18 protein-coding genes and 2 pseudogenes are annotated in these 25,229 nt (G+C 70.9%); 10 read left to right on the top strand and 10 right to left on the bottom strand.

Annotation, left to right across the window (positions count from 1 at the left end; genetic code table 11):
• Positions 1-8: 8 nt before the first annotated feature.
• A complete protein-coding gene (locus ACGFY5_RS14215; protein ID WP_392720026.1) occupies positions 9-1,124 on the bottom strand; it encodes a TIGR03364 family FAD-dependent oxidoreductase in 1,116 nt (371 codons plus the stop codon).
• A 142-nt stretch (positions 1,125-1,266) separates the two neighbouring features.
• Between ACGFY5_RS14215 and ACGFY5_RS14210 the strand changes: the two genes are divergently transcribed.
• Both ACGFY5_RS14210 and ACGFY5_RS14205 read left to right on the top strand, forming a co-directional pair.
• Positions 1,267-2,010: a GntR family transcriptional regulator gene (locus tag ACGFY5_RS14210; protein WP_392720025.1), complete on the top strand. Its 744-nt coding sequence runs from the start codon at positions 1,267-1,269 to the stop codon at positions 2,008-2,010.
• On the top strand, positions 2,010-2,657 hold the full coding sequence (locus ACGFY5_RS14205; RefSeq protein ID WP_392720024.1) for a phosphonatase-like hydrolase: 648 nt from the start codon (positions 2,010-2,012) through the stop codon (positions 2,655-2,657). The genes ACGFY5_RS14210 and ACGFY5_RS14205 overlap by 1 nt, the downstream gene beginning before the upstream one ends.
• Before the next feature lie 7 nt (positions 2,658-2,664).
• Here ACGFY5_RS14205 and ACGFY5_RS14200 read toward each other — a convergent pair.
• Positions 2,665-3,060: pseudogene (locus ACGFY5_RS14200) on the bottom strand (class I SAM-dependent methyltransferase); the annotation flags it as partial.
• Between the two features lie 27 nt (positions 3,061-3,087).
• On the opposite strand from ACGFY5_RS14200, the pseudogene ACGFY5_RS14195 reads away from it, so the two are divergent.
• The 3 genes and pseudogenes from ACGFY5_RS14195 to ACGFY5_RS14185 form a co-directional block, all read left to right on the top strand.
• Positions 3,088-3,309 (top strand): annotated as a pseudogene (locus ACGFY5_RS14195) (hypothetical protein); the annotation flags it as partial.
• 10 nt (positions 3,310-3,319) lie between these two features.
• Positions 3,320-3,667 carry a sigma-70 family RNA polymerase sigma factor gene (locus ACGFY5_RS14190; RefSeq protein WP_392720023.1) on the top strand — a complete coding sequence of 116 codons (348 nt, stop codon included), beginning with the start codon at positions 3,320-3,322 and terminating at the stop codon, positions 3,665-3,667.
• Positions 3,668-3,671: 4 nt separating this feature from the next.
• Positions 3,672-4,742 (top strand): hypothetical protein, encoded by a 1,071-nt coding sequence (locus ACGFY5_RS14185; RefSeq protein WP_392720022.1) that lies wholly within the window; start codon positions 3,672-3,674, stop codon positions 4,740-4,742.
• Positions 4,743-4,850: 108 nt separating this feature from the next.
• Here the strand turns inward: ACGFY5_RS14185 and ACGFY5_RS14180 are convergent, their stop codons facing one another.
• Positions 4,851-5,510, bottom strand: coding sequence for a bifunctional DNA primase/polymerase (locus ACGFY5_RS14180; RefSeq protein WP_392720021.1), 660 nt, complete (start codon positions 5,508-5,510; stop codon positions 4,851-4,853).
• Positions 5,511-5,724: 214 nt separating this feature from the next.
• Between ACGFY5_RS14180 and ACGFY5_RS14175 the strand changes: the two genes are divergently transcribed.
• Complete coding sequence (locus ACGFY5_RS14175; RefSeq protein ID WP_392720020.1) at positions 5,725-7,242, top strand: alpha/beta hydrolase; 1,518 nt, start codon at positions 5,725-5,727, stop codon at positions 7,240-7,242.
• Positions 7,239-7,910: a GPP34 family phosphoprotein gene (locus tag ACGFY5_RS14170; RefSeq protein ID WP_392720019.1), complete on the top strand. Its 672-nt coding sequence runs from the start codon at positions 7,239-7,241 to the stop codon at positions 7,908-7,910. Before ACGFY5_RS14175 ends, ACGFY5_RS14170 begins: the two co-directional genes overlap by 4 nt.
• A gap of 2 nt (positions 7,911-7,912) precedes the next feature.
• Here ACGFY5_RS14170 and ACGFY5_RS14165 read toward each other — a convergent pair whose 3' ends face one another.
• Together ACGFY5_RS14165 and ACGFY5_RS14160 are read right to left on the bottom strand one after the other, a co-directional pair.
• Positions 7,913-8,929: a Gfo/Idh/MocA family protein gene (locus tag ACGFY5_RS14165; protein ID WP_392720018.1), complete on the bottom strand. Its 1,017-nt coding sequence runs from the start codon at positions 8,927-8,929 to the stop codon at positions 7,913-7,915.
• A gap of 9 nt (positions 8,930-8,938) precedes the next feature.
• Positions 8,939-10,963, bottom strand: a complete 2,025-nt coding sequence (locus ACGFY5_RS14160) for a 2Fe-2S iron-sulfur cluster-binding protein (RefSeq protein ID WP_392720508.1) — start codon at positions 10,961-10,963, stop codon at positions 8,939-8,941.
• Between the two features lie 91 nt (positions 10,964-11,054).
• Here ACGFY5_RS14160 and ACGFY5_RS14155 point away from each other — a divergent pair, with 91 nt between their 5' ends.
• Positions 11,055-11,711, top strand: coding sequence for a TetR/AcrR family transcriptional regulator (locus ACGFY5_RS14155; RefSeq protein ID WP_392720017.1), 657 nt, complete (start codon positions 11,055-11,057; stop codon positions 11,709-11,711).
• 10 nt (positions 11,712-11,721) lie between these two features.
• A complete protein-coding gene (locus tag ACGFY5_RS14150) occupies positions 11,722-13,281 on the top strand; it encodes a phosphatidylserine/phosphatidylglycerophosphate/cardiolipin synthase family protein (protein ID WP_392720016.1) in 1,560 nt (519 codons plus the stop codon).
• Positions 13,282-13,321: 40 nt separating this feature from the next.
• On the opposite strand, the gene ACGFY5_RS14145 is transcribed toward ACGFY5_RS14150, so the two are convergent.
• Both ACGFY5_RS14145 and ACGFY5_RS14140 read right to left on the bottom strand, forming a co-directional pair.
• Entirely contained in the window at positions 13,322-15,568 is a 2,247-nt protein-coding gene (locus ACGFY5_RS14145; RefSeq protein WP_392720015.1) for a glycoside hydrolase family 3 C-terminal domain-containing protein, read from the bottom strand.
• A 33-nt stretch (positions 15,569-15,601) separates the two neighbouring features.
• Positions 15,602-16,066: a heme-degrading domain-containing protein gene (locus tag ACGFY5_RS14140; RefSeq protein ID WP_392720014.1), complete on the bottom strand. Its 465-nt coding sequence runs from the start codon at positions 16,064-16,066 to the stop codon at positions 15,602-15,604.
• Between the two features lie 97 nt (positions 16,067-16,163).
• Between ACGFY5_RS14140 and ACGFY5_RS14135 the strand changes: the two genes are divergently transcribed.
• Positions 16,164-19,880, top strand: coding sequence for an ABC transporter ATP-binding protein (locus ACGFY5_RS14135; RefSeq protein WP_392720013.1), 3,717 nt, complete (start codon positions 16,164-16,166; stop codon positions 19,878-19,880).
• 279 nt (positions 19,881-20,159) lie between these two features.
• Here the strand turns inward: ACGFY5_RS14135 and ACGFY5_RS14130 are convergent, their stop codons facing one another.
• Genes ACGFY5_RS14130 through ACGFY5_RS14120 form a run of 3 tightly spaced genes read right to left on the bottom strand, consistent with a single transcriptional unit; the run spans position 20,160 to position 25,193 of the window.
• Positions 20,160-22,409 (bottom strand): hypothetical protein, encoded by a 2,250-nt coding sequence (locus ACGFY5_RS14130; RefSeq protein WP_392720012.1) that lies wholly within the window; start codon positions 22,407-22,409, stop codon positions 20,160-20,162.
• Positions 22,410-22,456: 47 nt separating this feature from the next.
• Positions 22,457-23,077, bottom strand: a complete 621-nt coding sequence (locus ACGFY5_RS14125) for a phosphatase PAP2 family protein (protein WP_392720011.1) — start codon at positions 23,075-23,077, stop codon at positions 22,457-22,459.
• Between the two features lie 31 nt (positions 23,078-23,108).
• Complete coding sequence (locus ACGFY5_RS14120; RefSeq protein WP_392720010.1) at positions 23,109-25,193, bottom strand: transglycosylase domain-containing protein; 2,085 nt, start codon at positions 25,191-25,193, stop codon at positions 23,109-23,111.
• Positions 25,194-25,229 lie beyond the last annotated feature (36 nt).

The following is a 25,229-nucleotide window of genomic DNA, read 5'->3' as shown; positions in this document are numbered from 1 at the left end:
CGGGTTCGTCATGTGGCGAGTAGTTCAGTCAGAACGCTCGGTGCGAGACCGAGCGCCGTAGTCATGCCGATTCCTGTCGTCACCGCCACCGTCCGCACGGTCGGCAGCGGGGCGTCGATCAGGAAGTTCTGGGTGGGGGAGGACGCGTACACGCCGTGCCAGCGTTCGCGTACCCGCAGCTCGGGCACGCCCAGCAGCGCGGCGGTCTCGGCGAGCAGCAGCTCGTCGTACGCCTCGGTGCGGAACGGCTCAGGTGTGCGGGCATACGTGTGGGTGTCGCCGATCGTCAACTCGCCGTTCGGCTGTTGGGTGAACATCAGGTTCATCTCGGCGTCGAGAAGTTCCGGCTGTTCGGAGGCGTAGCGGGCGCGTACGTCAGCGGCCGACGGACAGGCGGCGAAGCCGTCGTAGCGCAGGAGCGAGAGCCCGGTGAGCACCGCCGGTTCGAAGCGCCGCCCGTCGGGGGAATCGACGCGCAGCATGTGCAGGACGCAGCGGCGCATCCCGATCGGTTCGGTGACCTGGGGAAAGAGCCGGTCGAGGTCGTGGCCGACCGCCACCACCGTCCGTGTCGCGCGGATCTCTCCGCGGCTGGTGTGGACGACGCCCGGCTCGACGGACAGGACGTTGGTGCCCCAGCGGAACTCCACGCCCTGATCGGCCAGCCAGCCGGCGATCGCGGGCAGCGCTTCCCGCGGATCGACCCGGACGTCCAGCGGCAACCACGCTCCGCCGAGCACTGTCGCCGGGTTGAGCGGCGCCCGCTCGAGCAGGGCGTTGCGGTCGAGCAGCCGCACCGGGTGGGTGCTGCGCTGCACGAATTCGGCGAGCACCGCCAGTTCGTCCTCGGCCCGGGCGGCGACGACAGTGCCGGAGTTCCAGATGCCGAAGCCGGCCGTGGCGCCGAGTTCCAGCCAGCGCTCCCGCGCCAGCAGCGCGTACTCCAGCGCCGGGCCGCTCTGCCCGGTCACGCACCCGTGGCCGAAGTTGCGCACGGACGCGCCCCGGGCAAAGTCGTCGCGGTCGACGACGACGACTGAAAGGCCACGTCGGACGGCCTCGACGGCGTGCGCGAGGCCGACGATGCCCCCACCGACGACGAGGAGGTCCGGGCTGGTGTTCACGCCGACGAAAATCCTCGGTGCTCACCGGTGCGGTCAACCCTCGGAGGCAACGTGTATGGACAAGTTCGCCGGGCGTTCACCCTGATGAATGCTGCGGTTGGAGCCCCAAGACGTGGTCGTGAAACTTGTATAGTCAGCCGCCATGGAACCGGCCCTGCACCGACGCATCGCCGACGACCTCCGCCGTCGGATCGCGACCGGCGAGCTCGCGGTCGGCGATGCCCTTCCCTCGGAGTCGCAGCTGTGCGACGAGTGGGACGCCTCGCGCGGTCCCGTGCGGCAAGCGCTGGCCGCGCTCCGGGCCGAAGGGCTGATCGGCGGTGGCCGCGGCCGGCCACCGGTGGTGCGCGCCGAGCGGCTCGCGCAGCCGTTCGAGGACTTCCTCTCGTTCTCGCGCTGGGCGCGGCAACTCGGCCGGGTCCCGGGCCAGCACACGCTGGAGGTGGCCCGGCGCCCGGTGACGCGCGAAGCCGCCGACGTGCTCGGCCTGGACGAGGGTGAACACGTGGTGCAGGTGCTCCGGCAGCGCCTGCTCGACGGTGCCCCGGTGATGGTCGAGCGCACGACTTTCGTCGCACCGGTGGGGCAGTTGCTCTTTGATTTCGACTGCGACTCCGGGTCGCTCTACGAGTACCTGATCGGCCGCGGGGTCGACCTGTCGGTCGCCCGTCATGTGTTCGACGCGGTGCCCGCCGACGACACCGATGCGACGCTGCTCGACGTCGACCCGGGCGCGCCGCTGCTGCGGGAGCGCCGACGCGCGTGCACCGCCGACGGCGAGCCGCTGGAGTACTCCGACGACCGTTACCGATCCGATCTCGTCACGTTCACGATCGAGAACGCCCGACAGTCCGTTCCCGCGCTCCTCCGGACAGGAGTTCTGTAATGCTGATCGACTTGGCCGCCCTGGACATCGCGGGCACCACCGTGCAGGAACACGGCACCGTGTACGTGACGCTGCGCCAGACCGTGGAGGCGTTCGGGGCGACGCCCACCCAGGACGACATCTTCCGGTGGATGGGGGCGGACAAGCGCGAGGCGATCACCGCGTTACTGGGTGGTCCGTCGCGGACCGAGGAGGCGTTCGTCGAGTTCAAGACGCGGCTCGCGGCGGCGTACGAGGAGCAGCCGCCGACTCCGTTGCCCGGCGTTCCGGAAGCTGTTGCTTCGCTGCGGGAGGCGGGGGTGCGGGTCGTGCTGACGACCGGGTTCGACCGGGAGATCACCGGTCCGCTGCTCGACGCGTTGGGCTGGACTTCCGGTGTCGTGGATGCCGTGGTGTGCGCGGAGGAGGTGGGTGCCGGGCGGCCGGCGCCGGACATGATCTTCCGGGCGATGGAGCTGACCGGCGTCACCGACGTCCGGCGGGTGCTCGTGGCGGGTGACACCGTGCTCGACGTGGAGGCCGGGCGGAATGCCGGGGCCGGGTTCGTGGTCGGGGTACGGAGCGGGGGAGTCGACGACGCTCACCTGGCGTCTGCCACCCATGTTCTCGACAGCGTGGCGGAGGTTCCCTCGCTCGTACTGTCGTAGGTGCGGCGCGGTCGTCGAGGACGTTCCACAGGCCGGTTAGGACGCCGCCGGGCCGGAGTACTCGAGCGATCTCGGGGCCGGCGACCGCCATGTCGAACCAGTGCAGGCAGTGGCCGGCGAGCACCGCGTCGACGGAGTCGTCCAGGAGTGGGATGGCCTCGGCGCTTCCCGCCAGAACGCCTGCGCCGCGTAGCTCCGCGCGCATTGCCGGGTCGGGCTCGACAGCGGTGACATCGGCGCCGAGCGTGAGCAGCGCGGCGGTGAGCCTGCCCGTTCCGGCGCCGAGATCGAGGACACGCGACCCGGGGGCGGGCTCCAACGCCCAGCGCACCGCGTCGAGCGCGTACCCCGGCCGGTGCTCGGCATAGGCGGCCGCCGCCACCCCGAACGACGAGCGCAGCATACGTTCACCGTATCCCTGACCTGGGCGATGCAACCGAACCCCGGCCCCCTCGCGTCCAGGGTTTTGGTGTCAGCGAGCAGGGAGGCCGTCAGGGTGTCCGACGACGAGGACGAGGCGTACCGCGAGTACGTCCTCGGGGTGCTGCCCGGGTTACGGCGGGTCGCGTACCTGCTCTGCCAGGACACGCACCGGGCGGACGACCTGGTCCAGGGTGCGTTGGAGCGCCTCTACGTGCACTGGGGCAAAGCCCGGAAGGCCGATGAGCCCATGGCGTACGCCCGCACCGTGCTGGTCCGGGTGTTCCTGTCCGAGCCAGCGGACGAACTGGGCGCGCCGGGTCGTGCTCGTCAACGGGAGCCGCGAGGAGTCCGCCGGCAGCGGGTTCGACGTCGAGGCGCGGCTGGAGATGGAAGCCGCACTGCGCGAGCTGCCGCCGCGCCAGCGGGCCGTGCTGGTGCTCCGGTTCTACTGCGACCTGTCGGTCGAACAGACCGCCACGGTCCTGCGCTGCGCGACCGGCACGGTGAAGAGCCAGTCCGCCCGCGGCCTGGACAAGCTGCGCGAAGTACTGAGCGCGAACGACTCCGCTTCGGCCGCGAGGAGCTGACGACATGGACGAGCGGAGCGCACGCACGATGTTCCGGCAGTTGGCCGAGCGAGACTTCGGGGAGACGACAGTGGACGTGGACGAGGCGATCCGCGGCGGTCGGCGTCGCCGGCGGAAGCGGACGCTGGGATGGATCGCCGCGGCCGCAGCGGTGCTCGTCGCGGGCATCGGCGTCGCGACGGCCCCCGGGCTGCGCGACGACCCGAAGGCGATCAGCCCGGCGGCCCCCGGGCTCGTCGACAAGGCCACCGGGTCCGACCTGGTGCCGGGCAATCTGCGCCTGTCGGTCGGCCGGGAGCCCGACGGGATGATCGGCACGTTCACCCACACCGGCGGGGACTACCAGTCGATCGAGTTCGTGAAGAAGGAGAGCCCGGACGGCGGCGGAGGCGGCCCACTGCCCGGGTACGGGCCGGCGAGCGTGTGGCTGATGGAGGCCACGTCCAGCCTGACCATGGTGGGGCCGAACGATCGCGCCGAGCCCGGGCCCGACGTCCGCGGTAGCTCGAGCACCTGGGCGACGATCACCTACGGCGACGCGCCCGGCGGAACGCTGACGTGGACGCCGTCCCCCGGGTTGCGGGCGACGGTGGTCGCCGGCAGCAAAGAGGAGGCGGCACAGATCGCCGACTCGGTGCGGACCGACCGGACCGGGCCGGTCGTGCTGCCGTTCAGCCTGCCGCGGCAGAAGGACCTGGAGATCATGGGCACGGACGTGGCCCGGTACGACAACGGGCACTACTCCGGCGCGGTGACGTTCAAGCAGATCACCGACACCAGGGAGAACCCGTCGCACGTCACGTTCTGGCTCGCTCGGGACGGTCGTTCGGACCACGTCGTCAAGCCGACGACCACGCTCCACGGGCGGCCCGCTCGGCTCAGCGAGGGGCCGCCCGAGAACGGGGTGAACGTCTGGCTGCAGTTAGACGGAGGTCTGACGGTCGGGAGCATGGACGCCGCGAACGAGGGGCGGTACTTCCGGAACCGGGCTCAGATCATCGCGCTGACCGAGTCGATCACGCCCGTTTCGGACCCCGGCGACTACCGCAAGTGGACACCAGATTATTTGCGGTGATGTCGCAGGCGCTGGGCGGCGCGATCACCGCCACCGGCCTGCGCATCGGTCCGGTAGCGATCGAGTCGCACTCGGGCGACGTCGACGTGCGCGCGGCCCGGGTCGGGGTCAGGCTGCGGCGCGGCCCAGGCCCAGGGCGGCTCGTAGGGCCGTGCGTACCTCGGTGGCGGGGGGTAGGCGCCAGCCGGTGGCCTCGGGAGGGCGCACCCAGCGCAACATGCCCGCGCTGACGATCGAGGGCGGCAGCGGTATCCAGCCGTCGTCGCCATGCAAGGTCGCGCCACCGACCGCGGTGGCCAGCCACAGCTCGTCGTCGACCGGAAGAGGTGCACTGAACAACTGACGCTCACCGGTCGGCAGCACCAACAACGGCGGCGGACAGCCGCGCGCGGTCAACCGGGCGTCGACGTCGTCGATCAGCCGCCCCGGCCCCTCGATGACGGTGGCCGCCGCGACACCGGTCGGCATCAACACGTTGTACCCCCGGTTGTTCCACCACCGCTCGACATGGTCGGGCTGAATGGAACGCGGCTGGGACCGCTGATCACAGCGCCCACGCTCCGCACTGTCCACCGGATGCGGACTCCCGTTGTCACAACCAGGCCGACCACACCGGTACGCGCAGGTCTGCGGAGACCAATATGCCCCGGGCACGATCGGCCACCCGGCCGCGAGATACCCGCGCGCCGCAGCGGCGAGAGACGCCAGCGTCCTCCGTCGACCCTTTGCCCCACCGACGACACCCACGCGGCCTCCGCAACACAACATCGAACAGTTGGTTGCCGGCCCGCCACCAATGGTGACAGTAGTTCACGCCCGATCAAGGCGATCCGCGCAAATTAGCCCGCAGTACGAATTCTGTTCGCGGTCAGTACCATGTCGGACTTCCGCGACCCGGCCACGATCCTCGCCGGAGCCCGCGAGACGCCACGCAGCCGATCGGCTTGACCTGGTTCCTGGCACACGGTTTTGGCTACGTGCCGTGAAATCAACGACGAGCGCCGTTCTCGGCCTGCTGATGATCGCGACCACTGTGGTGGCGTGCTCCCCCGAGGAGGTAGCGGCCCCCAAGCTGGAGTGGACGAAGTGCGCGGACTTCGCCACCAGTGACCGGGAAGCGGAGATCCTCGCGGATCCCGCTGTCGAGTGCGCGTGGTTGACCGTCCCGCTCGACCACGACGACGCCGACGGCGCCACCGCGTCCGTGGCGGTCTCGCGCGTCAAGGCGCGCAAGCAGTCGCGGGGCTCGCTGGTCTTCAACCCTGGTGGCCCGGGCGGTTCCGGCGTGCTCTCCAGCCTGGCCCTGGCGCGCGCGTTGGCGAAGAGCCGCATCACCGAGACGTTCGACGTCGTCAGTTTCGACCCGCGTGGCGTCGGCGCCACCAAACCGGCCGCCGACTGTTACGACGAGGGCGGCACGAGCCGGGCGGACACCGTCTTCCCGCTGCTCGCGACGAACGTCGATCTGACCGAGGAGGACACTCGCGCAGTGGCCGAGCGCTGCGCGGCCGGCTCCGGCGGTGAGGAGGCGCTCGCGCAGATGGGCTCGCGCACCACCGCCCGTGACATGGACGTGCTACGCGCCGCACTGGGCGAGGAGAAGCTGACGTTCCTGGGCCAGAGCTACGGCACCCGCCTGGGAGCCGTCTACGCGGAGCAGTTCCCGCAACGGGTGCGGGCGATGGTGCTCGACGGAGCGTTCGATCCCCGCCTCGGGACCGTCGACCGTCGCCTCGCGGCGTACCAGGGCTTCCAGCGGGCCTTCGACGTGATGGCCGCGGCCTGCGCGAAGGCCGCGACCTGCCCGCTGGGCACCGACCCGAAGGCCTGGACGACGACGTTCCAGACGATCGTGCAGCCGCTGCGGGACGCACCCGTTCTGGCCCTCGATCAACAGCTCGATTTCGACGACGCGCTCGGCGGCGTCATGGCCGGGCTGTACGACCCGAAGATGTGGCCGACGATCGTCGCCGGACTGACCGAGGTCAAGCAGGGGAAGGGAGACACGTTGCTGACGATGCTGCGGAACATCGAAGGTGGTGAGGCCGCCACCGCGGTGAACGGCAACTTCACCGAGGCGATCTACGCGATCAACTGCATGGACGAACAACGCCTGACGCCGGAGGACGCCGTCCAGCTCCGCATCCGGACGTTCGAGGTCGCTCCGTTCATGTTCCCCGGCGGCGACGCCGCGGAGGCAGCGAAGGGTGCACGCGACGGGTGCGAGTTCTGGCCCGCGCCGCCGACACTCGGCATTCCGTACGCCCAGAACGTCGGAGGTCTGCCGCATACTCTGGTCGTGTCGATCACCGGTGACCCCACCACTCCGCACTCGGGTGGGATCAGCCTGGCCGAGACCCTGGGCAGTGCCCTGCTGACAGTGCGGGGAGAGGGCCACACTGTCGTGTCGTCGGGTGCGAACGCGTGCGTCGAGAAGGTCGCCGCCGCCTACCTGATCGATCTGGAGCTCCCCGCCACTCTCCCGGAGTGTGCGGCATGAGCGCCCCGACGCTGGCCGAGGACCTGCTGCTCCTGCTGTTCCAGCCGAAGTCCGGCACGATCGCGGGCGAGAACACGCTCTTCTACACCCTTGCGGGGGCCGTGCTCGCGGACCTCGGGCTCTCCGAGCACGTGCGCACCAGCACCGGCCGGTCCGGGGCGACGCTCGTGGAGGCCGTCGAGGACAACCCGCCGACGGATGCGGTGCTCCGGTCCGCGTGGGACTACGTGCTGCCGAAGCCCCGCGGCGTGCAGACCGTGCTCGCCGCGGTCGGGCCCCCGCTGCGCGGCCCGCTCCTCGACCGGCTGATCGAACGCGGCGAGATCCGCCAGGTCACGAAGAAGACCCTGGGCCTGTTCGACCGGAAGGTCCTCGAGGACGGCGGCACCGGACGCCGCGCCCACCTGCTCGACGACGTCCGGCGCGTGCTCGTCGACGGCGCGGAACCCGAACCCCGCGTCGCCGCGCTGGGTGCGCTGCTCTCGGGGAGCGGGACGCTTCCGCAGTTCGACCCGGACATCCCATGGAGCTCCGCGGTGATCACCCGCGCCAAGGAGCTCGAACAGGGCAACTGGGGAGCCGGCGCCGCCGCCGAAGCCGTCACCCGCACGGTCACCGCGACGATCATCAACAGCGTGATCACCGCGGTGCCTCCCAACCCCACCTGACGTCAGCCCTGGGGCACGTCCACGACTGCGCCGGTGAGGGCGCTGGTGCGGGCCGCGTCGAGGACGACAGCGGTCGCGACGGCGTCGGCCGCGGCGACCGGTGGCGGGCCCTCACCGCGGACGGCCGCGGCGAAGCGCGGGTAGAACGTGTCCCAGCGGCCCCGCTCAGTGGGGTGACGACGCGCGGAACCGCCTGAGTACAGGGTGCCGAAGTCCTCCTCGCGCTCCACGCCCACAGCAGCCGCTCCGTCGATCAGCTGCTGCTCCTGGCTGTCACCGGCCGCCACCACGTACGTGCCCTCGGTCCCGGTCACCCGCCACCGGGGCCCGGGCGCGGCCTGGCTCCAACTGCCCCACAGCTGCGACCGCACCCCGGACGCGTGCGTCAACGCCACGAACACGTCGTCGTCCAGCCCCGACTCGCGCTTTCGGAACTCCGCGTACACCGCCCGCACCGGGCCGAGCAGGAACAACGCCTGATCGACGAGGTGGCTGCCGAAGTCCAGCAGCGTGCCACCGCCCGAGCGCCCCGGCCCGTCCTGCGGCGCGTACCGCTCGAACCGCGACTCCAGCCGCGTGACCGTCCCGAGCGTGCCGTTCTCCACCAGGGCCCGCACCGTGCGGAAGTCCGAGTCCTCCCGGCGGTTCTGGTACGGGCTGAGCGCGAGCCCCAGCTGCGCAGCGAGCGCGACCGAGGCGCGGGCGGCCGACGCGTCGAGCGCGAACGGCTTGTCGCAGACGACCGCGAGTCCCAGCCGCAGCGCCTCCTCGGTCAGCGCGGTGTGGGTGTCGGCGGGCGTGGAGATCGCGACCGCCTCGACGCCGAGCGCGGCCAGCTCGCCTAGGCTCGTCACCGCCGCGACGCTCGGATGCTCGCGGAAAACCAGCGAGCGCCGCTCCGGCGCCGACGTGAGCACCGCGATCAGCTCGCACTCCGGCGCCGAACGGAGCAGCGGGGCATGGAAGTAGCGGCCCCCGAAGCCGTACCCGACGAGACCGAACCGCACTGGCGTTGTCATGAGGAAACCCTAGGGCTCCGCGATGTCGACGGTGACCGCGGAGAGCGGGTATCCCACGCACGCGAGCACGTACCCGCCGACCTTCTGCTGGGGTGTGAGGCAGTTCGGTTCGCTCTGCGTGACGTCGCCCCGGACGAGCTTCACCGTGCAGTCGCCGCAGTTGCCGACCGTGCACGAGTACGGCATCGGCAGGCCGGCGGCGAGGCCCGCGTCGAGCAGCGTCTGACCGGGCTCGACGACGACCGAGCCTACGTTCTCGACAGTCATCTGCTGCGGTTCGGTCGTGGTGACCGCGGGGTCGGCGCCGCTGGCGTAACGCTCGAGGTGCAGCCGGTCGCTCGGCGCGCCGAGCCCGGCCACCACGACGTCCATCAGCGGCTCGGGGCCGCAGATGTAGTACCTGGCGTCGTCCGAAACGGACAAGCCAGTCACCCAGCGGCGCACCCCGTCCGCGTCGAGGCGCCCGTCGGTGCTGGTCAGGACGTGTGTGACCGACAGTCGGCCGGGGTGCTCCCGCGCCAGCCGCGCGAGCTCGTCGGCGAAGATGATCTCCGACACGTCGCGGCTGCTGTAGAGCAGCGAGATCCGGCTGCGCTCGATCGTCGAGCGGATGATGCTCATCATCGGTGTCACACCGCTGCCCGCGGCCACGAGCACCAGCTCACCCGGCTCGGCGTGGAACGACCCGGACGGCCCACGCAGCGTGAGGCGGTCCCCCGCACGCAGGCCCCGGTGCACGTGCCCGGAAAACCGGCCACCCTCGACCTGCTTGACGGTGACCTCCAACCTGGTCGACCCGGGCGCCGACGACGCCGAGTACGCGCGTCGCACCGGGCGGCCGTCGATGTCGGTGACCAGCGTGAAGAACTGGCCGGGCCGGAAGTCGAACGGCGTCCCGGCGATGTTCTCCAGCACGAGCGTGACCGCGCTCGGCGTCTCCCGGCGCACCTCGACCACCCGGACCTCGCTCGCGGGGGCGCGCTCGGTGTCCTCGACGTCGGCGTACCCCTCCTTCCGCAGGCCGGACCGGTAGGCGCTGTTCATCACCCGCCGCAGCAGGCCCCCGATCCCCGGGATCGCACCGAGGCCCCGCAGCAGGAAGCCCGACCGTCCGCTGCCCGCGGCGAGGTGCCGGCTCCCGATCAGCATCAGGTCCGGCGCCGTGCGGCGGTCGAGGTGCGTCCCCGGTGACCAGACCCGCGACCGCACGATCGCATCGTTACTGGTCAGCTCGGCATGCTCGACGTCGATGACCAGCGCCAGGTGCGGCGGCATGCCGCGCAGCGCCATCGTCTCCAGCAGCGCGGGCTCGTCGGTGATCGTGCCGCGGCCGCGGACGTGCAGCACCGCGTTGCGTCCCGGCACGAGCGCGGCCAGCGAAAGCCGGTCGTCCTGCAGCAGGTTGTGCAGGGTGTCGGCGCGTTTGTTGCCCTTCCGGTCCGGGATCACGAGCGTCCGCCCGTCCAGGACCCGCATGGCGGTCTGCCGGTCCCCGCGCGGGCTCGTGTCGCTGCCACCTTCGGCGTCCCAGGTCGACAGCGCGAGGAACGGCGCCGCAGCCAGGAAGCCGGTGATCCCCGGTGCGCCCAGCGGCCCGTCGACGTCGGCTGCCGCTTCCGTTCCAGCAGCCTGCGGCTGCCACAGCCGCGACCGCAGGACCGCCTGCGCACAGTGCACGTACGCCTCTTCGATATCGACGCCGATCAGCGCGCCCTTTCGAGTGGCTGTCACACCGTTCACCCGCAGGAGCTCCCCGACGCCCGGCAGTAGGAAGAAGAGCGAGACCGGGCCGTGCGGCTCACCGCCTTCGGGCAGCGTGAACGAGATCCGCGTCGGCGAGTGCACGCGGGCGAACCCCGGCCGCCCGCCGACGAACGTCGTCCTGCTCGTGCCGGTCGCGTCCCGGTAGCCGAAGGCCGCGATCGGGCTCCGTCCCAGGATCGTGCGGCACCCCTCGTCGAGCGTGCTGATCTGCTTGAGCATGATCACCGCCGGCGGGCGGCCGACGACCGACTCGACCTCATCCACCGTCATCAGTGTCTTGTTTTTGCTGCTCACAGGGATATTGTGAGTGATAGCTCAGGTCTTTGCCTACTCGCTTTTCCCACGGTCAGGAGCGTTCGGAATGCCGTCGGCCGATCGTCGTCTTCAGCCACGTCGCAAGCCCTCGCAGGTGCGCGCGGAGCTCACCCGCGAGCGGATCCTCGCCGCGGCTGCTCACGTTTTCGTCGAGCACGGCTACGCCGCGGGCACCACGAATCGCATCGCCGAGCGGGCCCGGATCTCGATCGGTTCGCTGTACCAGTACTTTCCGAACAAGGACTCCGTGCTCGCCGAGTTGCTGGTCCGGCACATCGACCGCGGGGTCTGGACCGAGGCCGATCACCTCGACCTGAGCCCGGGGACGCTGGAGGCGGCGGTGCGGGCGCTGGTGCGGGACGCGATCAGCAACCACCAGGACGATCCGCAGCTGCTCCGGATCATGATCGAGGAGGCGCCGCTGTCGCAGGAGCTGCTCGACACGATCGACCGGCACGGACGGCTCCGCGTCGGTCAGGTGCGCGACGTGCTCGCCCGGCACGCGGACGTCCGGGTCACCGACCTCGACACCGCGGCCGAGCTGATCGTCAACACCGTGGAGCTGAACGCCCACAAGGTGATGGCCGACCCGCGCAACGTCAGCGTCGAGGCGCTGGAGCGGGAGTTGGTTGGCATGCTCACCCGCTACCTGCGCGGAGACGTCCAGCGGGCGCCCGAGCCCGAGCGTTCGGCGTCGATCTAAGATCTGGGCGGTGAGCTCGGACGTCGACGACGCGCAGGCGTCGCTGGAAGCGTTGACCGCCCGGTTTTTTCCTCCGGCGACCGACGCCTGCCCGACGTTCCTGGAGAACTCGGACTGGCAGCCGATCGTCGACGGGGTCGACTACTTCCGCGAGCTGGCGGAGCTGCTCGACCAGGTCGGGCTCGGCGACGCGGTGTACATCGCCAGTTACCAGGCCGACCCGGACCTGGACCTGAACGGACGCCCGCTCAAGGACATCCTGGCGGAGAAGGTCGTCGACGGGGCCGACGTCCGCGTGGTGCTCAGCGCGGCCGAGTACTCCGGCGGCGTGCCGTGGCTTCCGTTCGGCCCGTTCCGGGCCAACCTCGTCTCGGCGCGCGCGATGCGTGGCTGGCAACCCACGAACCGGTACGCCGCCGAGCCTCCGCTGCACGACCGGGTGCTGCTGGACTGGTCCGGGCCGATCCTGGGCTCGAACCACCAGAAACTGGTCGTGTTCAGCATCGGGGGAGTCGTCACCGCGTTCGTCGGGGGCCTGGATTTGGTGCCGAGCCGGTGGGACGCGGTGCCCCACGACCGGCTGCGGCTCGGTCCGCACCGGTGGGGGTGGCACGATGCGGCCGCGCGGTTGAGCGGGCCGGCGGCCGCGCAGGTCTGGGAGGTGTTCCGCTCGCGGTGGGAGAACGCCGCGAAGCTGCCGCCGCGGTTCCTGCCGCGTCGCTGGTTCGTGTATCCGCGGGGTGGTGCCACGGCGCTCAACCCCGCGGACGCGCCGCCGACCGCGCCACCGCCCCCGGCGCAGCTCGCGTGCGCGACGCCCGGTGTCGCGTTACGGGTGCTGCGGTCGTACGCGCCGTGGCGGGTGTACCGGCGAGGGATGCGGACGCCCGCGGTCGTGCGGGCCGGTACGTACGAGGTGTACGGGACGCTGATCACCGCGATCCGGGCCGCGCAGCGGTACATCTACCTGGAGGACCAGTACTTCCACGAGTCGCCCGGTGGGAACCGGCACTACGAGCTGTACGGGGAGTTGCGTGCCGCTGCTGAGCGGGGGGTGAAGGTGATCCTGGTCGGATCCGGGCGTCGGGATCCGGCCGACGGCGGGGACAGCACGGTTCGGCCGGTGATCACGCGTGACCTGCGGCGGCACGTGATCGACCGGCTTCCGGCGGGGGCTCGGCAGAACGTCGTCATGTACCGCATCCGGGATCTGACCGTGCACACCAAGTTGATGCTGATCGACGACGTGTTCGCGAGCATCGGCTCGGCGAACTTCTTCAGTCGGTCGATGGTCGGGACGGACAGTGAGTTGACCAGTGCGATGGTGTGCACCGGGGCCGAGGTGGCGAATTTGCGGGTTCGGCTGTGGGCCGAGCACCTGCGTGCGCCGGTCACGGACTCGCTGATCGACCTCGACACGTCGCTCGGGATCTGGCGCACCGAGTGGCTGGCCGAGGGCCAGCCACCCGATACCTGGCGCCGCGCGGGCGCGCCGCACGGCTTCGCACCCGCCGAGGAGGTCCTGATCCCAGCCCGCTACTCCCGCTGGCGCCGCGACCCGCGCGCTTGACTTCCCGCCGCCTCCGCGGCCTCTGCGCTGATCGGGGGGGTCAGGCGAAGCGCTTCACCGCGTCGTCGACGTCGGACTCGGTGATGGGGAAGCCCGGGAAGCGGGAGAGGCGCTGGAGCGGAACGGCGCGGAGCATCTGGCCGTTGCGCGGGTCGAACAGCATCGCGCCGAACCCGGTCTCGTCGAGCGAGGAGCGGAGCCACTCGCCGGCCGACGGGTGCGCGAGCCAGGCGTCCACACTGGATTCCGGCGTGACCGGCAGCGAGATCGCGTCCCCGGCGAGCTCCACCGTCGCCTCACCGCGGATGTCCCGCGACGACGCACCGACCCGGACCCCGAACGCGCCGCCTTCGACGACCCACCCACCGGTGCCGGTGCTCCAGAACGCGAACGCACGCCGGTCGAGCGTCAGGCTCACCGGAGCGCCGGCCCCCGGCTCCAGCGTCACTTTCGCGAACGCGCGCAGCTCCTGCTCGGGCCGGTAGACCGTCGCCTCCGGGTCGGTCACGTACACCTGGACGGTCTCGCTGCCGGCCCGCTCGCCGGTGTTCGTCACGGTGAGCCGCACCTCGACCGTGTCACCCTGGGCCTCGACCACCAGGTCGTCGTAGGCGAACGTGGTGTAGCTCAGCCCGTGACCGAACGGGTACGCGACCGCCAGCCGGTGCGCGTCGTACCAGCGGTAACCGATCAGCAGCCCCTCGCCGTAGCGGACGTGCCCGTGCTCACCGGGGAACGCGCCGAGCGTCGGGTTGTCCTCGTACCGCACGGGGATCGTCTCGGCGAGCTTCCCGGACGGGCTCGCGGCGCCCACCAGCAGATCCGCGGTCGCCGCACCACCGGCCTGGCCGAGCAGCCAGCCCTCCAGCAGCGCCTGCGCGCGGTCCTGCCACCCCGCAACCGTGACGACCGAACCGTTCGAGAGAACGACAACAACCTTCTGGTTGACGTCGGCGACCGCGTCGAGCAGCTCGAGCTGGTGCGCGGGCAGGTCCATGTGCGCCCGGTCGTAGCCCTCCGACTCGTACGAGGGCGGCAGGCCGAGGAACACCACTGCCACCTCGGCAGCGGACGCAACGCGCACGGCCTCGGCGACCAGCTCCGGGTCGGCGGCGTCGGACTCGATCGCAAATCCGGCCGCGAACGTGACCTCACGACGACCGTCCACCGCGGCGGTGAGCGCGTCCAGCGCCGAGTCGACGCGCACCGGGTTGACCTGCGACGATCCGGCGCCCTGGAAACGCGGCGACCGGGCGAACTCGCCGATCACCGCGATCGCACCACCCGTCGAGGGGTCGAGCGGCAACAGCCCGCCCTCGTTCTTGAGCAGGACCGCGCTCGCGACGGCGGCCTCGCGGGCCAGCGCGTGATGGGCGTCGACGTCGAACGTGCCGCTCTCGGCGAGCGCGGGCAGCGACCGGTCGACGAGCGTCAGCACGCGGGTCACCGCGCGGTCGACGTCCTCTTCGGTGAGCCGCCCCTCGCGGACCGCGTCGAGGACCCGGCGCGTGCCGCTCCCGCCCGACGACGGCATCTCCAGGTCGAGACCGGCCGCGACGGCGGTCTCCCGCTCGTTCACCGCGCCCCAGTCGGAGACGACCAGGCCGTCGAAGCCCCAGTCGCCGCGCAGGACGTCGGTGAGCAGCCACGGGTCCTCCGACGCGTACACACCGTTGATCCGGTTGTACGAGCACATGACCGTCCACGGCTGTGCCTTCGTGACCACCCGTTCGAACGCCGGCAGGTAGATCTCGCGCAGCGTGCGCTCGTCGACGTCGGCGGAGACCGTCATCCGGTCGGTCTCCTGGTTGTTCGCGGCGAAGTGCTTGAGCGACGTGCCGACGCCGTTCTCCTGGATGCCGTTGACCAGCGACACCGCGAGTTCACCGGCCAGCAGCGGATCCTCGGAGAAGTACTCGAAGTTGCGGCCGCAGAGGGGCGTCCGCTTCATGTTGATGCCCGGGCCGAGCAGCACGGAGACGCCGGACGCCCGGCACTCGGCGGCGAGCGCGGCGCCGACGCGGTGCAGCAGCTCGGTGTCCCACGTCGACGCGAGTCCGGCGGCCGGCGGGAAGCAGGTCGCCGGGACGCTGGCGGTCAGCCCGAGGTGGTCGCTCTCCGCTGCCTGTTTGCGCAGGCCGTGCGGGCCGTCGGTGACCATGATCGCCGGGACGCCGAGCCGTTCGACCGGCTGGGTGTGCCAGAAGTCGGACCCGTCGAGGAGGGCGGCCTTCTCCTCGAGGGTCAGGTCGGCGAGGACGGCGGGGACATCGAGCCGAGTGGTCATCCGTTCACGGTACTCCCGAAAACCGAGTACGCCTTAGGTATTGAGGAACCGTTCCAGCTGCGTGACGACGAAACGATGGTCATCGACCTGGGGCAGGCCGGAGACCGCGATCGAGCCGATGCAGCCGCTGCCCTCGACGATCAACGGGAACGCACCGCCGTGGGCCGCGAACTCCCGGGTGTCGAGCCGCGCGTCGGTGTCGAAGTCGCCACCGTCGGCGCGGAACAGGCACCCGACGTAGTACGACGAGTGGCGGTACCGCGCCACGACCGCGGCCTTGCGCTGCAGCCATCCGTCGTTGTCGGCCGAGGCCCCGGGCAGTGCGGTGTGGAACAGCTGCTGGCTGCCGCGCCGGATCGCGATCGCGACCGGGAGACGCTCGGCGTCCGCCGCGGCGCGCAGCGCACTGCCGAGCTCCCAGGCGGTGTGTTCGTCGAAACGGGGAAAGACCAGGCGCTGCTCCTGGGCCAGCAGCGTGTCGAGCTTCTCGTCAGTCATCGGGACGTGACCTCCACGATCGTTCCGGTCCGGTGACCAAACCTACCCAAACGGATTAGTTTGTTGGGGTGAGCAATCTTTTAGACGGACGCCCGGCTTGAGTGCCACGAACCCCGGCGCGCTGCGGACGCTGGCCCCCTATCTCGGCCGTAACCTGCGGATGATCCGCGCCGGCATCGCGTTGGCCGTTACCGGGCAGGCGTTGCTGGCAACACTTCCGCTCATCCAGCAAGTGATCATCGACGACGCGATCCTGCACCGCCGGGTGTCGCTGACACTGTGGATCGGCATCTTCGGCGTCGCCGGCGCCGTGAGCTTCGTCTTCCAGTACCTCCGCCGGTCGGTGAGCGGCAAGGCGGCTGCGCGCAGCCAGCGCGACCTGCAGATCCAGGTGCACCGCCGGCTCCAGCACCTCGACCCGTCCGGACGCGACCAGTTCACCGTCGGCGACATCATGTCGCGCGCGACGTCCGACCTGAGCCTCATCCAGATGTTCCTGCAGCAGCTCGGGATCGCCTACGGCAACCTCACGCTGCTCTTCGTCGCGCTCGTCGTGATGATCTCGCTGTCGCCGCTGCTGGCCCTGGTGATGGCCGTGTCGGTGCCGATCTTCCTTATCGTCGCGACCCGCTTCCGGAGCAAGTCGTTCCCGGCGAGCTGGAGTGATCAGCTCCACAAGAGCGCGGTCGCCGGTGTGGTCGAGGAAGCGGTGACCGGCGTCCGCGTCGTGAAGGCGTTCGGGCAGGAGAGCCAGGAACAGGACTCGCTCAACGACGCCGCACGAACCCTGTTCCGATCCCGGCTGCGCACGATCCGGATCACCGCAGCGTTCAGCGCCGCGCTGGACGCTTTCCCCGGGCTCACCCAGCTCGCAGTGCTCGGCTTCGGTGGCTGGCTGGTGATGGAGGGGCACGTCACGCTCGGCGTGTTCCTCGCGTTCTCCAGCTACGTGCTCCAGCTGGTGACACCGGTCCGCTTCCTGTCCAGCATCTTGACGACGAGCCAGCAGGCCCGAGCGGGCGCCGCGCGCATCGTCGAGTTGCTGTCGGCCGAGTCGGCAGTGACCGTGCGCTCCGACGCCGTGGAGTTGGAGGCGCCGGCCGGGCGGATCGAGCTGGACCACGTCGACTTCGCCTACCCCGGCGGAGACCCGGTGCTGATCGACGTCACGCTGCGCATCGAACCGGGGGAGCGGATCGCGATCGTGGGCGCATCCGGCTCCGGCAAGTCCACGCTGGCCCTGTTACTGGCGCGCTTCTACGACCCGACCGCGGGCACGCTGCGCGTCGACGGCCGGGACGCCCGGGACTACACGCTGGAATCGCTGCGGGCCGGCGTCGGCATCGTTTTTGAAGAAGGATTTCTGTTCTCCACGACGATTCGCGAGAACATCGCGTTCGGACAGCCCGGGGCCTCCGACGAGGACGTCGAGCGCGCCGCCGTGGCCGCGCACGCGCACGGCTTCGTCTCCGGTCTGCCGGACGGCTACCGCACCGCGGTGGGGGAGCGCGGTTTCACGCTGTCCGGCGGGCAGCGGCAGCGGATCGCGCTCGCCAGGGCCGCGCTCGCGAACCCCCGCGTGCTGGTGCTCGACGACGCGACCTCGGCGATCGACGCGCGCACCGAACACGCCATCCACCAGTCGTTCGAGGACGTACTCGCCCGTCGGACGACCGTGCTGATCGCCAAGCGCGCGAGCACGCTGCAACTGGCCGACCGGGTGATCCTGCTCGACGCGGGGCGCGTCGTCGACCAGGGGACCACCGCGGAGCTGATGGACCGGTCCGAGCTCTTCCGCGAGCTCCTGACCGGTCCGGACGCCGACGACATCCCGGCGGGCGACGATCCGGTGGAGGCCGTCGACGCCACCGCCTGGCCGGTCGACGCGTCGCGGGACGGGGCGCCGAAGGTCAGCACGTTCGGCGGCGGACTGCAGGCGGCCGGGTCACCGCACTCCGGGTCCGACTCCGCGCGGCTCGCCGGCGTCGCGACCGCGTCGCCCGAACTGCTGGCCAGCGTCGAGGCGCTGCCGCCGCTGGCCGGTGATCCGGCGGTCGACCTCGACGAAGTGATCGCCCACCACGCCGACTTCACGATGCGCGAGGTGTTCCGCCCGTTCCAACGGCCGCTGCTGTTCGCGGCGGGACTGGTCGTCGTCGACACGGTCAGTGGACTCGCGGCGCCCGCGCTGATCCGTTTCGGCGTCGACCGCGGCGTGCTGCAGCACTCCCTGAACGTGCTGCTGGCCACGTGTCTGACGCTGCTGGTGCTGCAGACCGTCATCTGGGCCAACCAGCGGGGGATGACGCTCTACACCCAGCGCACCGCGGAGCGGATGCTGTTCGGCCTGCGGGTGCGCACGTTCGCGCACCTGCAGCGGCTGTCGCTGGACTACTACGAGCGTCAGCAGGCCGGCAAGATCATGACCCGGATGACGTCGGACGTCGAGGCGTTCGCGCTGCTGCTCCAGCAGGGGCTCGTCACCGCGATGGTCAGCCTGCTGACCTGCGGTGGCATTGCGGTCGTCCTCACCGTCTTCGACCCGGGCCTCGCGCTGGCGATCTCCGTGGTGCTCGTACCGCTGCTCATTTCGACGCTGTGGTTCCGGCGGACGTCGACCCGCACCTATCTGGCCGCCAGGGAACGCATCTCGGTGCTCTACGCCGACATGCAGGAAAGCCTGTCCGGCGTCCTGGTCAGCCAGGCGTACAGCCAGCAGCCGGCCAACGAGGCGCGCTTCCGTCGGCTGGCCGGGTCGTACTGCGACGCCCGGTCGCGCTCGTACGAGCTGATGGCCCGCTTCTTCCCGTTCCTGCAACTGTTGAGCACGGGGGCGAAGGCCATCGCGCTGGCGGTCGGCGCGCACCAGGTCGCGGAAGGCTCGCTGAGCGTCGGCATCCTGATCGCGTTCCTGCTCTACCTCGACCAGTTCTTCACGCCGATCCAGCAACTGTCGACGGTCTTCGACCAGTGGTTACAGGCGACGGTCGCGGTCGGCCAACTGCGCGAACTGTTGCGGACGCCGAGCGCCACACCCGACTCACGCGAGCCGGTGACGCCGGGTCGGATCCGCGGCGAGATCACGCTCGACCGGGTCACGTTCGCCTACCCGAGTACCGGCCTGACCGCCATGGACGACGTGAGCCTCACTATCCCGCCCGGGCAGGTCGTCGGGCTGGTCGGCACCACCGGCGCGGGCAAGTCGACGCTGGTCAAGCTGGTCGCGCGGTTCTACGACGCCACGGCCGGAACCGTGCGGGTGGACGGGGTTCCGATCCGGGACCTGGACCTGGCCGCCTACCGTCACCAGCTGGGGTTCGTGCCGCAGGAGCCGTTCCTGTTCTCCGGCACGATCCGCTCCAACATCGCCTACGGGCGCACCGGCGCCACCGATCTGGACGTGGAGCGGGCGGCGCGGGCGGTCGGCGCGCACGAGTTCATCGCCGGCCTGCCGCAGGGCTACCTCACGCCGGTGCGGGAGCAGGGCCGCTCGCTCTCCGCCGGGCAGCGGCAGTTGCTCAGCCTGGCACGGGCGCTGCTGGTCGATCCGGCGATCCTGCTGCTGGACGAGGCGACCGCCAACCTCGACCTGGCCACCGAAGCCCGCGTGCAGCGCGCGATGGGGTTGGTGGCGAGTGGACGGACCACGTTGCTGATCGCCCACCGGCTGCACACGGCCCGGGCGACCCACCGCATCCTCGTGGTCGACGACGGCGCGATCGTCGAGGACGGGTCGCACGAGGAGCTGATCGCGCTCGGTGGCCGGTACGCCGCACTCTGGGCCGCGATGGCCCAGCAGCCCACGGCTCGGTGACCCGGGGTTGTTGCGCGGCCGGGTCGCCGCCGAACATCCCGGTCGGTTCGTGGTGGCGAGCGCCGGATTCCGAGGCCCGTATCGCCGGAGTTCGCGGCCGCCGACGACTTTTCGGGCCAACGACAACTTCCCGGGCCTACAACCGGCAACCGTAGGCCCGAGAACCCGTCGTAAGACCGAAAAGCCGTCGTCGCCCGCGGCCCGCGGCCCGCGGCCCCGGCCCCGGCCCGCGGCCCCGGCCCCGGCCCGCGGCCCCGGCCCGCGGCCCCGGCCCCGGCCCTAGTGCTCGAAGTCCTGCTGCCCGGGGCCGCGAGGTGTGAAGCGCTCCGGTCCGGAGTTGTGTGATCCGGAATCTCGTGACCCGGAATCGTGAGGTGCGGAGTCTTGGGGCCGAGACTCCTGCGACCGGGAATCGCGCGGTCCGGGGTTCCGGAAATCGAAGTCCTGCGGACTGGAGCCCTGCGGTCCGGAGTCCTGCGGTCCGGAGTCCTGCGGTCCGGAGTCCTGCGGTCCGGAGTCCTGCGGTCCGGAGTCCTGCGGTCCGGAGTCCTGCGGTCCGGAGTCCTGGGGACCGAAGTTCTGCGGTTCTGGGTTCTGCGGTTCTGGGTTCTGCGGTGCACGGCTGTGGCGGCCGGGTTGCTGCGGCCCGGGACCTTGAGGGGCGAAGTCCTGGGGTTCCCCGTCCTGGCTGGCGCGGCCTTGGGAGGCCCGGTCTTGAGGACCGGGACCGGAGAATTCGCGGCCCTGGGGTGCGCGGCTCTCGGGCGCGGGGGCTTGTGCTTGCGGCGTGGTGCTTTGCCGCGCGCGGCTCTCGCGTGCGGGCGCTTGCGCCACGGAGCTCCGAGCCTCGGCGCTCTGCGCTGTGCGGCTCTGGGGGCCGGGATCTTGCGCCGTGCGTGCTTGGGACGCGGGCGCTTGGGCCGTGCGTGCTTGGGACGCGGGCGCTTGGGCCGTGCGTGCTTGGGACGCGGGCGCTTGGGCCGTGCGGGCTTGGGATGTGGGCGCTTGGGCCGTGCGGGCTTGGGATGTGGGCGTCTGGGCCGTGCGGGCCTGGGACGCGGGGGTCTGGGATGCAGGCGCTTGGGCCATGCGTGTTTGGGATGTGGAGCGTTGGAATGTGGGTGCCTGGGACGCGCGGTCCTGGGATGTGGAGCGTTGGGATGTGGGGGGCTGGGGATCGGATTGCTGGGGTGCCGGGTCGGGGTTCCGGAACGACGGGTTCTGGTAGTCGGCGTTGTTGTAGTCGGCGGATTGGCTGGGCCGGTCCTGCTGGTCCGCGTCGGAAGTCTCGGGGGCGCGGTGTCGGCCCCCGGAGCGCGCCGCAGGGCGGCCGTCGGCCGACGACGGGGACTGCTGCGTCGCCGGGTCCGTGGAAGGAGCCGCGGATCCCGGATCCGACCTGACGCCGGGCGCCCCCGCCAGCTCGATCTGCTCGATGGAGGGCGACACGGCCTGCGCCACGGAGGTGCCGCCGACACGATCCGCTGCGGCCTCGGACGGCGGGGCGTTCTCGGCGTCGCCCTGGGAATAGGCGGCGACCACGCCGGTGGTCACCACCGCGGTCAGCGCGGCTGCCGCCACCAGCCGCGCCGCCACCGGGGTCGCCAGGTCCGCCGCGCCACCCATCCGGTCGTTCCGGACAGCCACCGAACCCGGCCCGGTGCCGAACACGGCCCGACGAACCAGTGCACGCGACGCAGACCCGGCCGCCAACGCGGCCCGGCCGGAACCGGCCGCCAACGCGGCCCGGCCGGAACCGGCCGCCAACGCGGCCCGGCCGGAACCGGCCGCCAACGCGGCGCCGCCGATCACCTGGTCGGCCAGCCACGCCGGCGGCGGCACCAGCGAAAATCCCCGGAGCAGCCGATCGGCCCGGATCAGGTCGGACGCACGGTACGCGCAGACCGAGCAGTCCTCGACGTGCCGCGCGATCTGGCGTCGGCACCGGTCCGACGGTTCTCCGTTCCACCAGGCCAACGCGCTGGTCAGCCCCGGACATTCGGGGGTCGCCCCCAGGACGTGCACCGCCGTCCTGGCGTCCTCGAACCGTGCTTCGACCTGCCGGACGACGATCGAGGCCACGCTCGCGGACAGACCCAACCCGGTTTCGAGCTCGGAGCGGGTGAGCTGGCCGGAGGCTTCCAGCCACCAGAGCGACAGCGGGCGCCGATCGTCGTCACCGAACCACCGGGTCGCTTCGACGGCGTCGCGTCGCTGGCCGGACAATCCGAGCTGGATGACGGCCCGATCGGCGAAGCCGGCGGCCGCGAGCGCCGGATCGTCGGGGACGATCACCCCGATGCGGTCGGACACGCGGAGCGCCCGGGACGCTCCCAGCACCAGTTGGAGGCGCAGGGCCTCAGGATCGGCGGCGGGTGCCGCCCGCACCTCGGCCACGGTGCGACGCAGAACGGCCAGCGTCGCCGGCGTGGATTCCATGGCACGGCCGACGAGGTTGTACGCCAGCGGCAGATGTCGCCGCAGGCGGAACCCGAGTTCGTCCGGATGATTCGCCCCGGTCGGACGCATGGCAAACCCCATTCGCTACGGTCCGGCTCATTGATCACATAGGACACTCAAGTACTTAGACGAAAGTGCCGCGTTACGCAATGAGTGAGCGTGCGGACCAGCAGCAGACCCAGCAGATAGCCACCGATGGCGTCGGTGAGCCAGTGCCAGGCCAGGTACGTCGTACCGATGAAGACGAGGACGCCGGGAAGCCACCGCAGCAGCTCGCGCAGCACCGGGTGCAGGTAATTCGCCAGCAGGATCGCCAGCACCGCGTAATAGACGAGACCGTTGGCGACGTGCCCCGAGGGGTACTCCACCGCCGGGTCACCGCTGAACATCTCGATCGATCCGTGGTGCGGGGCACCGCGTGACGTCCACCGCTTCAGCACCTCGACCACCACGCTCGTCACAGCCGCGGCGGTGACCGCCAGCAGAAGGGGGCGGATCGTGCGCTGTCGCAGAGCCAGCACGCTTGCCACGACGAGCAGCAGCGGCAACGCCAGCCCTCGTTGCCCGAGCAGGTCGAACCCCACGGCCACGGTGTGCAGCGCGGGCGGCCGGTGCGCGTCGCACCAGTCCCGCACGGCGCGGTCGACGTCCAGCAGCGGCGGCCACCAGACCAGCCCCGCGGTGAGCGCGACGAACCCGCCGAGCAGGGCCCCGTCCGCCGCCAGCGCCCGCCGCATCACCCGACGTTACCGGGTAGGCGATCCCGGGTCATGGCGTCTCGACGAGCGGGCTCGGGCTCAGCGTCGGATCCTCGGTGATCTGCTCGACCGGCGTCTCGCTCGGTGCGTCGCTCGGTGCGTCGCTCGGCGTCTCGCTCGACGTGGGGGAGTCGGTGGGCGTCGCGCTCCGGGGCGGAGGTGCTGCCGGCGCGTTGCCCTTCTTGGTGCCGACGTGGACCGGATCGAGGAACTCCTCGATCTTCTGCCCGCGCAGCGCGTCGCGCATGTAGTCCCGCCAGATGGAGCCGGGCAGGCCGCTGCCGTAGACGCGGATGTTCCCGTTCGCCCTGTCACGCAGCGGAAAGTCCTTCCCGCCGCTGCCGACCCAGACGGCGGTCGCCAGTTGCGGCGTGAAGCCGCAGAGCCACGCGTGCGCGTTCTCCGAGGTGTCCCGGTACTGCTGCGTTCCGGTTTTGACGGCTGCCGGTCGACCGATCCGGTTCTTGCTGTTCGCCTCGTAAACGCGCTGGAGGACGTAACCGACGTCCCGGGCGACGTCGCGGTTGATGGCCTGGGTGCCGGGGTCGGCATGGGTGGCGTGGCTCCACAGCACCGCCTTGCCGTCCGAGGCGAGGACCTCGTCGACGAAGTAGGGCTCATGGTATTTGCCGTACGCGGCCAGCGTCGCGTAGCCGGCAGCGTGGTCGAGCACCGGGACCGAGTACTGACCGATGCCGATCCCCGCGTTGATCCCCTGTGCCATCTCCATCCGGATCGGCTCGCCGTCCAGCGACGTGATCCCGGCCGCCGCGGCGGTCCTGGCGACGGTGCGGGGGCCGACGTCGTCCGTGAGCGCCCAGTACACGGTGTTCAGCGACTTCACCGTGGCGCTCGTCAGCGAGCAGCGGGAACCGCAGGAGTTGTCGTCGCCGGAGTTGCGCAGCGGTGTCGATCGGTCCGGGAACGTCTGTCCGGACGTGCCGTTCCACAGCGAGTCGATTCCGTAACCCGCGTCGATGCCCGCGGCCAGCACGTACGGCTTGAACGAGGAGCCCGCCGGGTGAGGTGCCCCGGCCGACGCGAGATCGAGGTTGCCGTAGCCGCGGTCACCGCCGTAGTACGCCCGGACCGCGCCGTTCCGCGGGTCGATCGAGACGACGGCCGAGGCCAGCCGCGAGTCCTGGACGCGGCTGTTCACGTACCGGTGAGCGGCCCGGGTGGCCGCGGACTGCGCGTTCCGGCTGATCGTGGTCTTCACGATCAGACCGCCGGTGTTGATGACCTGCTCGGAGAAGCCGAGCTTCTTCAGCTCCTGCTCGATCCGGTACCCCAGGACGCCGTTCGAGCCGGTCCGCCACGCGCTGTTGCCGGAACTCCGCCCGCTGCGCAGCACCGGATAGGTCTGCCGGTCCCGATTCGACGAGGACAGGAACCCCTTCTGCTCCATCCGGTCCAGCACGTAGGCCCACCGGTCCTTCGCCCCCGCGGGTTTGTTGGCGGGATCGAAGTTCGACGGGTCCTTGATCACCGCGGCGAGCACCGCCCCCTCGGAGACGGTCAGTTGGTCGACGGTCTTCCCGAAGTACGCCTTCGCGGCCACCTGGATGCCCCAGGCGCCGCGGCCGAAGTAGATGGTGTTCAGGTAGGCCTGCAGGATGTCCGGTTTACTCATCCGGCTGTTGAGCTTGCGGGCCAGCATGATCTCCCGGAACTTGCGGGTGACGCTCCGGCTGCGGGTCAGGTCCAGCGCGTTGCGGACGTACTGCTGGGTGATCGTCGAACCGCCGCCGGCGCTCTGGTCGCCGGTCGCCACACCCCAGATCGCCCGGGCGGTGCCGCGGAGTGACACGCCGCTGTTCTGCCAGAAATCCGCGTCCTCGGCGGCGACCACCGCGTCCTGCACGTGCTTCGGGACGTCCGCGAGCTGGACCTCGACGCGGTTCTGAAGGGCGAACGTGGCGAACTGGGTGCCGTCCGCGTACCGGATCCGCGTGGTCAGGCTCTGATCCGGAAACTTCGGCACGTTCAGAGTGAAATACGCACCGGCGACGCCCAGCAGGAACAACGTCGGGCCGAGGGCCAGGACGATGCCGACCACCCGCCACCAGGACGCCTTCCGGGGCGATTTTGGCATTTTGCCACGGTTCATGTACCGGATCATGGCTCCGGC

Source organism: Cryptosporangium sp. NPDC048952, assembly GCF_043197895.1.
Lineage (GTDB): Bacteria > Actinomycetota > Actinomycetes > Mycobacteriales > Cryptosporangiaceae > Cryptosporangium.
The sequence above is the reverse complement of the archived record's forward strand: the minus strand, read 5'-3'. Positions and strand labels throughout refer to the sequence as shown.